11 protein-coding genes, 1 tRNA gene and 1 pseudogene are annotated in these 13,362 nt (G+C 56.7%); 10 read left to right on the top strand and 3 right to left on the bottom strand.

Features of this window, described 5'->3' with window-relative positions; genetic code table 11:
- Positions 1-123 precede the first annotated feature (123 nt).
- The 3 genes and pseudogenes from ACEN2J_RS19410 to ACEN2J_RS19400 all read left to right on the top strand — a co-directional run.
- Positions 124-756: pseudogene (locus tag ACEN2J_RS19410) on the top strand (DDE-type integrase/transposase/recombinase); the annotation flags it as partial.
- 17 nt (positions 757-773) lie between these two features.
- A complete protein-coding gene (locus tag ACEN2J_RS19405) occupies positions 774-1,001 on the top strand; it encodes a transposase (RefSeq protein ID WP_442108218.1) in 228 nt (75 codons plus the stop codon).
- A 454-nt stretch (positions 1,002-1,455) separates the two neighbouring features.
- A complete protein-coding gene (locus tag ACEN2J_RS19400) occupies positions 1,456-1,908 on the top strand; it encodes a hypothetical protein (protein ID WP_442108216.1) in 453 nt (150 codons plus the stop codon).
- Between the two features lie 55 nt (positions 1,909-1,963).
- Here the strand turns inward: ACEN2J_RS19400 and ACEN2J_RS19395 are convergent, their stop codons facing one another.
- Positions 1,964-3,304 (bottom strand): DEAD/DEAH box helicase, encoded by a 1,341-nt coding sequence (locus ACEN2J_RS19395; protein WP_442108214.1) that lies wholly within the window; start codon positions 3,302-3,304, stop codon positions 1,964-1,966.
- A gap of 312 nt (positions 3,305-3,616) precedes the next feature.
- On the opposite strand from ACEN2J_RS19395, the gene ACEN2J_RS19390 reads away from it, so the two are divergent.
- The gene (locus tag ACEN2J_RS19390) at positions 3,617-4,156 is read left to right on the top strand and encodes a hypothetical protein (protein WP_442108212.1); all 540 of its coding nucleotides are present in this window, start codon (positions 3,617-3,619) and stop codon (positions 4,154-4,156) included.
- A gap of 98 nt (positions 4,157-4,254) precedes the next feature.
- Here ACEN2J_RS19390 and carB read toward each other — a convergent pair whose 3' ends face one another.
- The gene (gene carB, locus ACEN2J_RS19385) at positions 4,255-7,584 is read right to left on the bottom strand and encodes a carbamoyl-phosphate synthase large subunit (RefSeq protein ID WP_442108210.1); all 3,330 of its coding nucleotides are present in this window, start codon (positions 7,582-7,584) and stop codon (positions 4,255-4,257) included.
- A gap of 476 nt (positions 7,585-8,060) precedes the next feature.
- On the opposite strand from carB, the gene aspS reads away from it, so the two are divergent.
- From aspS to ACEN2J_RS19355, 6 genes are all read left to right on the top strand, one after another.
- Positions 8,061-9,836, top strand: a complete 1,776-nt coding sequence (gene aspS / locus ACEN2J_RS19380) for an aspartate--tRNA ligase (protein ID WP_442108208.1) — start codon at positions 8,061-8,063, stop codon at positions 9,834-9,836.
- A 129-nt stretch (positions 9,837-9,965) separates the two neighbouring features.
- Entirely contained in the window at positions 9,966-10,184 is a 219-nt protein-coding gene (gene infA, locus ACEN2J_RS19375; RefSeq protein ID WP_050523081.1) for a translation initiation factor IF-1, read from the top strand.
- 4 nt (positions 10,185-10,188) lie between these two features.
- Positions 10,189-10,767: a Maf family protein gene (locus ACEN2J_RS19370; RefSeq protein ID WP_442108205.1), complete on the top strand. Its 579-nt coding sequence runs from the start codon at positions 10,189-10,191 to the stop codon at positions 10,765-10,767.
- The gene (locus ACEN2J_RS19365; RefSeq protein WP_442108203.1) at positions 10,764-11,807 is read left to right on the top strand and encodes a ribonuclease E/G; all 1,044 of its coding nucleotides are present in this window, start codon (positions 10,764-10,766) and stop codon (positions 11,805-11,807) included. The genes ACEN2J_RS19370 and ACEN2J_RS19365 overlap by 4 nt, the downstream gene beginning before the upstream one ends.
- Positions 11,804-11,980 carry a DNA gyrase inhibitor YacG gene (locus ACEN2J_RS19360; RefSeq protein WP_442108201.1) on the top strand — a complete coding sequence of 59 codons (177 nt, stop codon included), beginning with the start codon at positions 11,804-11,806 and terminating at the stop codon, positions 11,978-11,980. Before ACEN2J_RS19365 ends, ACEN2J_RS19360 begins: the two co-directional genes overlap by 4 nt.
- 75 nt (positions 11,981-12,055) lie before the next feature.
- Positions 12,056-12,131: transfer RNA gene (locus ACEN2J_RS19355), tRNA-Phe, on the top strand.
- Positions 12,132-12,301: 170 nt separating this feature from the next.
- Here the strand turns inward: ACEN2J_RS19355 and ACEN2J_RS19350 are convergent.
- A complete protein-coding gene (locus ACEN2J_RS19350) occupies positions 12,302-12,574 on the bottom strand; it encodes a helix-turn-helix transcriptional regulator (RefSeq protein ID WP_442108199.1) in 273 nt (90 codons plus the stop codon).
- Positions 12,575-13,362 lie beyond the last annotated feature (788 nt).

Genomic DNA, 13,362 nt, shown 5'->3' with positions numbered 1-13,362 from the left:
ACCTTCGGGACGTCGACGCCTTGGATGCCGAGATGAAGCACCAAATGGGATGACTTCGAAAAGAACCTTGCAGGTGGCCGATACACGAGACAATATCAACGAGCGCAGATGATCAATTAAAGAACCTACATCCGCACCCACGAGGGCTTCCTGTATCTCGCAGTTGTCATCGATCTGTTTTCCCGGCGCGTTGTTGGCTGGTCCCTCTCGGTGATTGCGCGCAATCACCTGCCGGCAACGCATGCAAGGCCGCACATATACCGATCTGCCCCTGCAAGCCCTGCTGATGGCCGTCTGGCGGCGCAAACCAAAGACCAAAGTTCAGGTGCATTCCCCCTCTCGGGCATTGCTACGCAATCCCCTGCCGGGCTGCGGACCAAGGTTCACAGTTCACCAGCTACGAGTGGCAAGAGTTCCTCGAACAGCACAATCTGACGCAAAGCATGAGCCCCCTCTCGGCAGATTTGCCTTGCAAATCGCCTGCCGGGCAATGGTCGCGGGAACTGTTGGGATAATGCGGTGGCGGAAAGCTTCTTCAACCTGCTCAAACGCGAACGCATCCGACGCAGAAAGTATAAAACGCGCGCTGAAGCCCGTCAGGACGTGTTCGCCTTACGGCGATTGTAGGCAATCGCCTACCGGCCAACGGACTACATCAAGTTTTTCTACAATCCACGGCGCAAACACGTTAGGAACGGGATGCTGTCACCGATCGACTTCGAACAGCAGCAGAAACTGAAGCTGCAAGGTGTCTAGGAAACTAGGGGCTATTCATGGAGACTACATTGGAGGTTCTCCCGGTTGGTGGCTGGGGTCGCCGCAACCGGAAATGGCCGGATGATTTGAAAGCGCGGATTGTGGCGGAGACGCTGGTGCCGGGCACCACCGTGAACGCTGTGGCGCGTCGGCATGGTGTGCCAGCGAACCATCTTTCCTCATGGCGCGGACCGGGCGGCTGGTGCTGCCAGCGCCGGAAGATCCTGTGGAATTCGCGTCGCTGATCGTTGGTCCGTTTGAAGATGCGTCGCGTGGCCCTGATCATGGGGCCTTTGACCGCCACCTCGGCAAGCTGGAATCCACCCGATCTGCCCGCTGCGAGTCCGCACCCTCTGGGTGATCCATAAAATGCTCCCTGATCATCCATCAACACTATGATTTGTATACGAAATACCACAATCAGGATAGCAAAATCAGAGGTCTACTTGGGGAATGCGGGTTTAACACGATTTAGGAAAAGGCCGCCGTACCACGACGAACACAGGCTCGTCGACTTTAACAAAAGCAAAGATACGGCGACTCTACCAATACCGATGCTGGGGGCACCGGTTACTCGTACTCATTCCAACAAACACTGGAACTGAAAACATAGATGACAAATTCTTAACGGCAGCTTAATGGGAAAAGGTAGAATGATTTCCCCATTTGGTTCGGGGACCAAAGCCGAAAGCGTATCGTATGAAATACCACAGCTACTTGAAAAAGCACACCGAAGCCTTGGTAAAGGATGTGGGTATAGAAGCCGCTTGCGAATTGTCGGGGAAATCCAAGGCCACGCTTGGTCGCTATTATTCGGATGCAGATGAACATGCCGACCGTTTCATGCCGGTAGATGTTGTTGCCGCATTAGAGGCAGCAGCCAGTTTTCCCCATGTCACCAGTGCTTTGGCCGATTTGCGCGGCATCACGATGGCCTATGACGGCACGAAACGCAATACGACCTCGCAGGGTATCAACTCGGATGTGGTGATGCTGTCGCAGCGGTTTGCAATGTTGATGGGCGAATATAACAGCGCCATTTCAGATGGCAAAATCTCGATCAATGAGGCAAAGCGACTGTTGCGTGAGACGTTGTCGATCCAGCAGGTTTTGCTTGAAATGAAGCTGAACCTCGAAGACGAAGCAAAATAAACAAACACTTTAAAACAAAGCTGGCGCAGAAATCCTGCGCCAGCTTTTATTTTATTTAGGCCACGTTGCTGCGGCCTTGTGGCCGTGGGCTACGCTTTGGCGCAGATTTTTTCGGCGAGCCTAGCCCACCTTCAACGCCGCGCATCGGTTTGCCCTGCGGCTTTGGCTTGCCTTGGCCAGCGGCCCGCGGTTTGCCCTGACCACCCCCGCGCGGCGGGCGTGCGCCACGCTGCGGCGGTTTTGGTGCAGCCTTAATATCGGCAAGGCCCCAAGGTGCGCCACCGATGATCGGCAGAGGGTTTTTCAACAGCTTTTCGATGTCTTTCAACTCGCCCATTTCAGCTGGCGCACAGAATGCCACGGCACGCCCTTCGGCACCCGCCCGCGCGGTCCGGCCAATACGGTGCACATAGTTTTCCGGCACGTTCGGCAGGTCATAGTTATAGACATGACGCACGCCGGGAATATCGATCCCACGCGCAGCAACATCGGTCGCAACCAGTACGTCCAACTCGCCATTGCGGAATTCGGTCAAGGTGCGGTCACGCTGGTTCTGGGATTTGTTACCGTGGATAGAGCCCGCCTTAAAGCCCCAAGACACCAGCAATTTCATCAGCTTTTCCGAGCCATGCTTGGTACGGCCAAATACCAGCGCTTGCTCGCCGACATGGTCTTTCAGATAGGTTTCCAGCAGCTTGGCCTTGTCACCCTGCGGTGTGTAATGCACCGATTGTTCAATCTTTTCAATGGGTTTGCCAGGGGGGGCAACCTGCACCTTGATCGGGTCGCGCAGATAGGTACCTGCCAGATCTTCGATCAGCTTTGGCATCGTGGCCGAGAACAACATTGTCTGGCGTTTCAACGGGATATACTGCGCGATTTTGCGCAGCGCGTGGATGAAGCCCATGTCGAGCATTTGGTCAGCCTCGTCCAGTACCAGATAGCCGCAAGCCTCTAGCGTCAGGGCCTTACGGTCCAAAAGGTCGATCAAACGGCCGGGGGTCGCAACCACCACATCCGCGCCACGGGCCAGCTTTTCCGACTGGCGGAAAATCGACGCGCCGCCGGTGATCATGACCACCTTAACAGGCGTGCCTTTGGTGTAGTTGGTCAGGTTATCCGAGATTTGCGCAACCAATTCACGGGTTGGCGCCAAGATCACGCTGCGCACGGTGCGCGGCGCAGGCGGGTGGCCGATATCCAGCAAACGGTGCAGTAAAGGCAGGCCGAACGCGGCAGTTTTGCCGGTGCCGGTCTGCGCAAGGCCCATGATATCACGGCCCTTCATGATGTGCGGGATGGCCTGAACCTGAATAGGTGTAGGCGCAGTGTAGCCAGCTTTTTCCAAACCAGCCATCAGCTTGGGCGATAGGCCCAAATCAGCAAACGTCGTCATAAATAGTCTTTCCGGCCCGTGATGCCACGCGCCTAGTGCCGCACCAAGCGGCAAAGAGGGAGCGGCGCGCGCCTCGAATGCCTGCACCTGCAAACACCCCGTCGGCACCGCGGAACCCCTGCGTGCGGTGGGAACCTTCATCCGGGCCGTTCACATGCTCACGCGGCACGGGCACTCGGATAAGGGGCAAATGGTGGATTTTGGGGGATTTGTCAAGGGGGAGTTGTGAGTGCCCAAACTTGGAAAAGCCTTGAAAACCGAATGGAGCCATGTAGCCTTGCAACCGGTCTTAGTTTTTCGATGGAGTGCACAATGGATTTTCTAAAACTACTTTTTCCCAAGTCAAAATCTAAGATTCAGAAAGTTGAGTTGCTCGTTGGCTCTGCGAAAAAAGGGAAAGCCGCAACCAAAAAGAAGGTTGTTAAAGAAAACAAGTTTGATGCTGCCGCCGATCTGTTGGATTTCGATGAAGAAGGCTTTTTCTTGGAACCTGAAGAGAGTTTCGATTTTGATATTGTCGGTGAGTCGTTCTATCAGGACCAGTTACAGTCAATTGCAGGACCAAAATCTGACAATGGCGTAAATTTGGAATGCGAATCTGTTGTTTACTGCGATAATGAGAACAAGCATGACAAGAATGCAGTCACAGTGTCGATAAAAGGTCTAGTTGTCGGGCATTTCGCTAAAGAAGATGCAAAAGAATGGCGGAGCATGCTCGCGGCAAACAAAGCGACAGAGAAAAATGTAAGAGTTAAAGCGCTAATCGCAGGCGGCTGGCTCCGCTCCAAGAAGTCGGAAGTTGATGAAGGACACTTTGGTGTAAAGCTGGACATTCCACATTACGCTGATTGAGTTAGGACTCATCCCCAGCCCCCGCAAGCGTGCGGGGGCGTTAAGCGCTGGGAACGGTCTACTGGACCGTTTCCGCCAAGGCAAAGCCCTAGCCGCGATTAACCCTGCAGCGTCCGAACCCCAATCCCCTCACCCCGTGCCTTCATCGCCGACACAGCGGCAATAGACCCCGCGGCGGTAGTGAAATACGGGATTTTATCCATCAAGGCCACGCGGCGGATATCGCGGGAGTCGGTGATGCTCTGCGTCCCTTCGGTGGTGTTCAAAACCAGCGCGATGTCGTTGTTTTTCAAACGGTCCACGATGTTCGGGCGGCCTTCATAGACCTTGTTCACCAGCGTTGCAGCGGCCCCAACCGAGGCCAGCCAAGTCGCCGTGCCTTTGGTCGCCACAATCTCAAACCCCATTTCAACCAAATCCCGCGCAGCGGCGGCCATGGCGTCGGTTTTGTCCATATCCTTGATAGACAGGAACACGCGGCCTTCTTCGGGCAGGTGCGTGCCTGCGCCCATTTGCGCCTTTAGGAAAGCCAGCGCAAAGGTGCGATCCCAGCCCATAACTTCGCCCGTCGAGCGCATTTCTGGCCCCAGCAGCGGGTCAACACCGGGGAAGCGGGCAAAGGGCAGAACCGCCTCTTTCACCGAAAACCAAGGGGTGATCGGGTCGGCCAATGTCATCGGATCAGCCAGCGGCAGATCGGTGTCGGGGCCAACGCCCGCAGCATAGGGCGCACGCATCGGGAAGTTCGACAGCGGCTCACCCGCCATCAGGCGCGAGGCGATCGAGGCAATCGCGGAATCGGTCGCCTTGGCCACAAACGGCACGGTGCGGCTGGCACGCGGGTTCACCTCAAGCACGTAAATATCATCGCCTTTCAGCGCGAATTGCACGTTCATCAGGCCGACTACATTTAGCGCCCGCGCCATTGCCACGGTTTGGAGTTTCAGCTCTTCGATGATCGCTGGCGACAGTGAGTGCGGCGGCAGCGAACAGGCGCTATCGCCCGAATGCACGCCGGCCTCCTCAATATGCTCCATAATGCCCGCGACATGGACGTTTTGGCCATCGGACAGGGCATCAACATCGACCTCAATCGCGCCGGAAAGGTAGCTGTCGAGCAGCACGGGGTTATTGCCCGACACCTGCACAGCCTCACGGATATAGCGTTCCAGTTGCGCGTCGTCGCGGATGATTTCCATCGCGCGGCCACCCAAAACGAAGGATGGGCGGATGACCAAAGGATAGCCAACATCGGCGGCGACAGCGAAGGCCTCATCGCGCGAACGGGCGGTGCCGTTATGCGGCTGCTTCAGCCCCAGTTTGTGCAAAAGCTGTTGGAAACGCTCACGATCTTCGGCCAGATCAATCGCATCAGGCGTGGTGCCAAGGATCGGAATGCCTTCATCATGCAAGGCATTCGCCAGCTTCAACGGGGTCTGCCCGCCGAACTGCACGATCACCCCGTGCAGCGTGCCGTTTTCCTGCTCAACCCGCAGAATTTCCAGCACATGTTCCAGTGTCAGGGGCTCAAAATACAAGCGGTCCGAGGTGTCATAGTCGGTCGAAACCGTCTCGGGGTTGCAGTTGATCATGATTGTCTCATAGCCCGCTTCGGTCAGCGCATAGCAGGCGTGGCAGCAGCAATAATCAAACTCAATCCCTTGGCCAATCCGGTTCGGCCCACCACCAAGGATAACCACTTTTTTGGCGTTTGAGGGACGCGCTTCACATTCGACATCGCCCATCACCGGCGACTCGTAGGTGGAATACATATAGGGGGTCTGCGCCTCAAATTCGGCGGCACAAGTATCAATGCGCTTGAACACAGCATTGACGCCAAGGTTGCGGCGGGCGCGGCGCACTTGTGCCTCATCCCGACCGGTCAGTGTGGCCAAACGGGCATCGGTAAAGCCCAGCATTTTCAGCTTGCGCAGGGCGGTAGCGTTGGTCGGCAGGCCGTCATGGCGAATGGCGGCTTCGGCATCCATGATCTCGCGGATACGGGCCAAGAACCACGGGTCAAACGCGGTCGCGCCATTGATCTCATCATCGGTCAGGCCAAAGCGCATCGCTTGGGCAATCACGCGCAACCGGTCGGGCGTTTGCTGGCTAAGCGCCTTGAAAATCGCGGCACGATCTGGCGCGCCGGGGATTCCAATTTCATCAAAACCCGATAGGCCGGTTTCCAGTGATGCCAGCGCTTTTTGCATCGACTCGTGGATGGTCCGGCCAATCGCCATTACCTCACCCACCGATTTCATCGCGGTGGTCAGCAAAGGCTCGGAGCCTGGGAACTTCTCAAACGCAAAGCGCGGGATTTTGGTGACGACATAGTCGATCGACGGTTCAAACGACGCAGGCGTGACCTTGGTGATGTCGTTGTCCAGCTCGTCCAGCGTATAGCCAACGGCCAGTTTCGCCGCGACCTTGGCAATCGGGAACCCCGTCGCCTTGGACGCCAGCGCCGAGGACCGCGACACACGCGGGTTCATTTCAATCACCACCATGCGGCCATCAACAGGGTTAATCGCCCATTGCACGTTCGAGCCACCTGTCTCGACACCAATCTCACGCAGCACCGCGATCGAGGCGGAGCGCATGATCTGGTATTCTTTATCGGTCAAGGTCAGGGCAGGGGCCACGGTGATCGAATCGCCGGTATGCACACCCATCGGGTCAATATTTTCAATCGCGCAGATAATGATGGCGTTGTCAGCAGTGTCGCGCACCACCTCCATCTCAAACTCTTTCCAACCGAGCAGCGACTCATCGATCAGAATCTGTGCCATTGGGCTGGCTTCAAGGCCGCTCCGGCAAATCGCTTCATAGTCGTCACGGTTATAGGCCACACCGCCACCCGTGCCGCCCAACGTAAAAGCGGGGCGAATGATCGCAGGCAGGCCGACGTATTCAATCGCTTCCATCGCCTCGGCAACGCCGGCCTTGATGTCATACTTACCACTGGCCAGTTTAGGCGCAGCGATGATCGTCGCCTTGGGGTTTTCCAACCCGATCCGGTCCATCGCCTCGCGGAACAACTTGCGATCTTCGGCCATTTCAATGGCTTCACGCTTGGCACCGATCAGCTCAACATTGTATTTTTCCAACACACCCATATCGGCAAGCGCCAAGGCTGTGTTCAACCCCGTCTGCCCGCCCATCGTTGGCAGCAATGCATCTGGGCGCTCTTTCTCAATAATCTTGGCCACAACCTCTGGCGTGATCGGCTCGATATAGGTGGCATCGGCCAGCACTGGATCGGTCATAATCGTCGCAGGGTTCGAGTTGACAAGGATAACACGGTACCCTTCCTCGCGCAGCGCCTTACAGGCTTGGGCACCGGAATAGTCGAACTCGCAGGCCTGCCCAATCACGATAGGCCCCGCACCAATGATCATAATGGATTTGATGTCGGTTCTTTTTGGCATGGCCATTCTCCTGCTTATCTGCGCCCCCAATCTGCGCAAAATTTTGTGGGTTATAACTGCCATGCGCGGGGGTGCAAGGGGCATATCGGCGCAAGGGCGGCTCATAAACCAGATGGTCATCAGCTAAAGGCCAGCAACCTGAAAAAAGCGCAGCTCCAAAACCTGCCATCGCCTGCAATACTCTCAAGGTCGCTCCAAACGCGGATACCAAGGGGGAATCACATCACCCCTACGCACCCCGCTCGTATCATAACCGCCTCCCGCCGTTCATCTTGGCAAAAATACCTAAACCCCGCCCTCGGCCACCAAGCCGCCACCCCAATGCTCATCCCTGCGCCGGCAACCCGCACCAAAGCCGCCCAAAGGGGCTCGATGCCCCTGCGGGTGGCTTCCCACTCCCACAAAGACTTGACTTCACCGCTCATGCGATGTGTATCAACCTCAACGGAATATGAGCCCTCTGAAAGGGGATGATGATGCACGCCTATCGCAGCCACACTTGCGCCCAACTTAACGCCTCCAACGTCGGGCAAGATATCCGCCTCTCTGGCTGGGTGCATCGGGTCCGAGATCACGGCGGCGTCCTCTTTATCGATTTGCGCGACCATTACGGCATCACCCAGATCATCGCCGACAGCGACAGCCCTGCTTTCCGCGACCTTGAAAAGGTTCGCGCAGAATGGGTGATCCGCATCGACGGCACGGTCAAAGCGCGCGATGCCTCCTTGGTAAACCCCAAGCTTCCTACGGGTGAGATTGAGGTATATGCCCGCAGCATGGAAGTGCTGGGCGCGTCGGATGAATTGCCAATGCCAGTGTTTGGTGAGGTCGACTATCCCGAAGAAACCCGTCTAACCTACCGTTTTCTTGATCTGCGGCGTGAAAAACTGCACGCCAATATGATGCTGCGGTCAAACGTCGTGCGGTCCATCCGCAACCGGATGTGGGATCTGGATTTCAACGAATTCCAAACGCCGATCATCACCGCATCCAGCCCCGAAGGTGCCCGCGATTTCTTGGTGCCATCCCGCTTGCACCCCGGCAAATTCTACGCGCTGCCACAGGCTCCACAGCAGTTCAAACAGTTGATCATGGTGTCGGGTTTTGATAAATACTTCCAAATCGCGCCGTGTTTCCGTGATGAAGACCCGCGTGCCGACCGTTCGCCGACCGACTTCTATCAGCTTGATGTTGAAATGTCTTTCGTCAAGCAAGAAGACGTTTTTGCCGCCGTGCAGCCCGTTATTCAGGGCATCTTTGAGGAATTCGGCAAAGGCAAAAAGGTTGATACCGAATGGCCGCTGATCGCTTATAATGACGCGCTCAAATGGTACGGCTCTGACAAACCCGACCTGCGCAACCCGATCAAAATGCAGGACGTATCCGAACATTTCCGCGGTTCTGGCTTTGCGATTTTCGCCAAACTGTTGGAGTCTGAGGGCAACGAAGTCCGCGCCATTCCCGCGCCCACAGGCGGCAGCCGCAAGTTCTGCGACCGCATGAACGCCTTTGCCCAGCAGCAGGGCCTTCCGGGCATGGGCTATATCTTTTGGCGCAAAGCCGAAGATGGCAGCATGGAGGCCGCAGGCCCCTTGGCCAAAAATATTGGCCCCGAGCGTACTGAGGCTATCCGTGTGCAGCTTGATCTAGGCGAAGGCGACGCCGCCTTCTTCCTTGGCGGCAAGCCTGAAACCTTCCAATCCGTTGCTGGCCGTGCCCGCAATGAGATTGGCAATGAGTTGAAGCTGTCGGAAACCGACACATTCCGCTTTGCGTGGATTGTCGATTTCCCGATGTTCGAAAAAGACGACGAAGGCAAAATCGACTTCAGTCACAACCCTTTCTCAATGCCGCAAGGCGGGATGGAGGCGTTGCAAGGCGACCCGCTGGACGTTTACGCCTATCAGTATGATCTGGCGTGTAACGGCTATGAGCTAATTTCGGGCGGTATCCGCAACCATAAACCCGAAATCATGTACAAAGCGTTTGAGATCGCGGGTTACCCGAATGATGAGGTGAACAAGCGCTTTGGTGGCATGGTTAAGGCGTTCAAATACGGCGCCCCGCCCCACGGTGGTTGCGCAGCTGGGATTGACCGCATCGTGATGCTGCTGGCCGATGAGGCCAACATCCGCGAGGTTATCATGTTCCCGATGAACCAACGCGCCGAGGACCTGCTGATGAACGCGCCGTCCGAGCCGATGAACGAACAGCTACGAGAGCTGCATTTGCGCGTGATTCCCAAAGATTAACGGCTTTTGGCCCTATGTTTCACCGCATAGGGCCATGCTTTTGCACTTTGTCCTTGAAAATCCTGCCCATTCGGCGCATATGCCCGCAAAAGCCTGCATTTTTGCGGGCTCAAATTTATTGGAGTGACCATGGCCAAAGAAGACATTCTCGAATTCCCCGGTGTCGTTAAGGAACTTTTGCCCAATGCGACATTCAGGGTCGAACTTGAGAACGGCCACGAATTGATCGCAGTGATGGCAGGCAAAATGCGTAAAAACCGTATTCGCGTGCTGGCAGGCGATAAGGTTCAGGTCGAAATGACCCCTTACGACCTGTCCAAAGGCCGCATCAACTATCGCTTTAAATAATCCCGTGCGGCTGATCCTTGGCTCTGCCAGCCCGCGCAGGCTTGAATTGTTGGCGCAGATTGGGGTGGTGCCGGATGCCGTGCTGCCGCCCGATATTAACGAAGATCCGCTAAAGGCCGAGCTTCCGCGCCCCTATTGCGCGCGGATTGCACGTGAAAAGGCGTTGGCTGTTGTGGCTGGCCCCGATGATATTGTACTGTGTGCCGATACCACCGTGGCCCTTGGCCGCCGTATAATGGGTAAGCCCGCCGATGCGGGTGAGGCGGCGTCGTTCCTGCTGGCGTTGGGCGGGCGCAGGCATACGGTAATTACCTCGGTCGCCCTGCGCCGTGGCGATAAAATCTGGGCCCGCGATTCTGTTTCTGCTGTGAAAATGAAGCGGCTGTCTGATGAAGAGCTGAACACCTACCTTGCCAGCAATGATTGGCGCGGTAAGGCGGGTGGCTATGGCATCCAAGGGCTGGCCGGCGCGTTCATCCCGTGGATTTCGGGGTCGTTTACCGGCATTATGGGCCTGCCCGTGGCCGAAACCGCCGCGATGCTCGCCACCGCAGGCTACCCCGTTTGGAAGGAAAAACCATGATTGGCCGCATCGTTGTACTGGATGAAATCCAAGGCAAGCCCGCTGCCGCGCTGATCGTTGATGGCCAGCTGCAAGATTTGTTGGTTGACCCTCAGGGTGATGATGCCCTGCCGGGCGCGATTTACCGCTGCGTGGCTGATCGCTTGATGAAGGGCCAAGGCGGCGTGTTCGTTAAGCTGCCGCAAGGCACCGGCTTTTTGCGCCAAACTTCGGGCATCGCCCCCGGCGCGCGGCTGTTGGTGCAGGTCACCGGCCCGTCCGAGGCTGGCAAAGCTGTGCCCGTCACCACGCGCCTGCTGTTTAAAAGCCGCTATGCGATTGTCACCCCCGGTGCGCCGGGCCGCAACATATCGCGCCGCATCAAGGACGAAGATGTGCGCGCAGGGCTAGAGGCCTTGGCCGAGACCGGCATGAAAGGCGCGTCCGAGGCGTTGGGTTTGATCCTGCGTTCGGCCTGTGAAGGTGTGGACGCACTTGATATCGCCCAAGATATTGCCGCGATGCGTGATCTGGCCGAGGCTGTGCTGGCCGATACCAACGGTGGGCCAGAACTGCTGGTCGAAGGGGCAGGGGCTCAAGAAACCGCTTGGCGCGACTGGGCCGAACCCGCTCCCGATGAGGTGGTAACCGGCGGTTTCGAAGACCTCGGCGTGTATGAAATGATCGACGCCGTGCTGGACCCGCGGGTTGAGCTGCAAGGCGCCGGCCACATGATGATTGAGCCGACCCGCGCGCTGCTGGCCGTTGATGTGAATACAGGTGGCGATACCACCCCTGCGGCGGGTCTTAAGGCTAACATCGCAGCCGCCCGCGACCTGCCACGCCAGCTGCGCCTGCGCGGGCTGGGTGGTCAGATCGTGGTTGATTTTGCGCCGATGCCGAAACGCGACCGGGCCGTGCTCGACCAAGTTCTGCGTGCTGCGTTCAAGGGCGAATCGGCTGAAACCAGCCTTGTGGGTTGGACGACGCTTGGCCTCTATGAACTGGTGCGCAAACGCGACCGCCTTGCGCTGGCAGAGGTGCTGGAGGGCACGGCATGACCTGTCCAATCTGCGCCCGCGAGGCTGATCCGAAATACAAACCCTTCTGCTCACGCCGCTGCGCCGATATTGATCTCGGCAAGTGGCTGAACGGCTCTTACGCGATCCCCGCCGCCGTGACCGAGCAAGAAGACGACAATGAGCCGCTGCCTGAAATGCCGCCAAAGCAGTAAAACGTATTTGACCGCATTTTTTTGCGAAATCCCTCTGGACAGCCCCCGCAGGCTGGCCTAATACCCGCCCTACGTGCCCGAATAGCTCAGTTGGTAGAGCAACGGATTGAAAATCCGTGTGTCGGCGGTTCAAATCCGTCTTCGGGCACCATTTTTATTTACAGCAGAAACAATGGCTTATTTTGCGTTTGCGTGATTGACGCCTTACGCTACGTTTGAAGAGTTTTTCCGCCGTGGCACAGCGGTGGCACAAAACCCATTTGCTACTCGCTGTACGGTTTGGGTTCGAGTCGCAAATTATGAACGTAGCCGGACGGATGCTCAGGTCTCGTTTTCTAGAACGCCGGTCGTGCCCTCAATGGCTGCAAGGTAGCTTTTGACTTCCGCTACAATAAAGCGCGTGCTGCAGTTTCCGCGTCCGGGCACCCCCAGCTTGAGCTTGCTGGGAAAGGCGGGGTTGTCACGGCACCAACGGTCGATAGTCGGACGTGAAACCTCAAAAAGGCGCATCAGATGCTTGACGGTGCAGTAGCGGCGGCTTGAGAGCCATTCGGGAAGGCCGGTGTGATTGTCGGGCATATCTTTAGCTTTCATTTTTTGGCACTAGATGAGCTTCGGCCGAGGTGAAGTAAATTTTTGGGTTCTGGTGCGCCGCAACGCGGGGAAGTAGTTCACATATGTTTTCATCTTTTCATGCGCGTAGTCGATGACATCCGCAAACGGTGGCGACGTCAAAACCAGATCCCCTCTGTAAACATGCCTTTCCCGATCCCGCGCCATTGCGAGTTGCTCCGACCGCCCCATCGGGCGCTGGCCCTGGGCTCATAAATGTTGATGTTTTTGGCAGGGTTAAGCTTGCCATCTCGTTCATCATCATAGCCTGCATCCTTTGAGATTGCGTCAGGAAATTGTACGGGTCGTGGCGATTTTTGTTAATAACTTCAGGCGGATAGGGAGAAGTTTGGATTCTCGGAGAGTTCTCCCTATTTAGAATGACGGCTCCGGAATAACTTTTTCCGCCTTCGTCTCCCTCGAGGGCGCAAAAGGCTTTGAAGGGGAGAAATCCGGCGGCAGGAATGGGCCGGGTCAAGTAAGGTGTGGCGGCTCGACGGGTGGTCTTGGGGCCAAGGCAATGATCGTAGGCATCTCACGATCGGGTCGCTTATTGCGGGCCCCATCCCGTAGCCCGTCCAGATAGGGCGCGATCTCCTCGCGTGTCATATGCCCGACCTCGTTCAGGGCCTTGGCAAGTGCCATGAGAGCACGGTGGTGGCGGTGGAGGACCGCCTCCATCCGCAAGGTCTGGGGGATGCGGACAAAAACTTGGACTGTTTTTACGTCATAAGTCCTAGGCTTTTACGGTATTCGATTGGGCTTCGACC

Source organism: Pseudorhodobacter sp. W20_MBD10_FR17, assembly GCF_052119765.1.
Classification (GTDB): domain Bacteria; phylum Pseudomonadota; class Alphaproteobacteria; order Rhodobacterales; family Rhodobacteraceae; genus Pseudorhodobacter.
Note: the sequence above shows the minus strand (reverse complement) of the source record. Positions and strands in the feature narration are given on the sequence as shown.

What these genes read in the sequence shown, in the direction of transcription:
- ACEN2J_RS19405 (WP_442108218.1), top strand. Translation starts at nt 774, where the DNA reads ATGGAGACTACATTGGAGGTTCTCCCGGTTGGTGGCTGGGGTCGCCGC.
- ACEN2J_RS19400 (WP_442108216.1), top strand. Translation starts at nt 1,456, where the DNA reads ATGAAATACCACAGCTACTTGAAAAAGCACACCGAAGCCTTGGTAAAG.
- ACEN2J_RS19395 (WP_442108214.1), bottom strand. Translation starts at nt 3,304, where the DNA reads ATGACGACGTTTGCTGATTTGGGCCTATCGCCCAAGCTGATGGCTGGT.
- ACEN2J_RS19390 (WP_442108212.1), top strand. Translation starts at nt 3,617, where the DNA reads ATGGATTTTCTAAAACTACTTTTTCCCAAGTCAAAATCTAAGATTCAG.
- carB (WP_442108210.1), bottom strand. Translation starts at nt 7,584, where the DNA reads ATGCCAAAAAGAACCGACATCAAATCCATTATGATCATTGGTGCGGGG.
- aspS (WP_442108208.1), top strand. Translation starts at nt 8,061, where the DNA reads ATGCACGCCTATCGCAGCCACACTTGCGCCCAACTTAACGCCTCCAAC.
- infA (WP_050523081.1), top strand. Translation starts at nt 9,966, where the DNA reads ATGGCCAAAGAAGACATTCTCGAATTCCCCGGTGTCGTTAAGGAACTT.
- ACEN2J_RS19365 (WP_442108203.1), top strand. Translation starts at nt 10,764, where the DNA reads ATGATTGGCCGCATCGTTGTACTGGATGAAATCCAAGGCAAGCCCGCT.
- ACEN2J_RS19360 (WP_442108201.1), top strand. Translation starts at nt 11,804, where the DNA reads ATGACCTGTCCAATCTGCGCCCGCGAGGCTGATCCGAAATACAAACCC.
- ACEN2J_RS19350 (WP_442108199.1), bottom strand. Translation starts at nt 12,574, where the DNA reads ATGAAAGCTAAAGATATGCCCGACAATCACACCGGCCTTCCCGAATGG.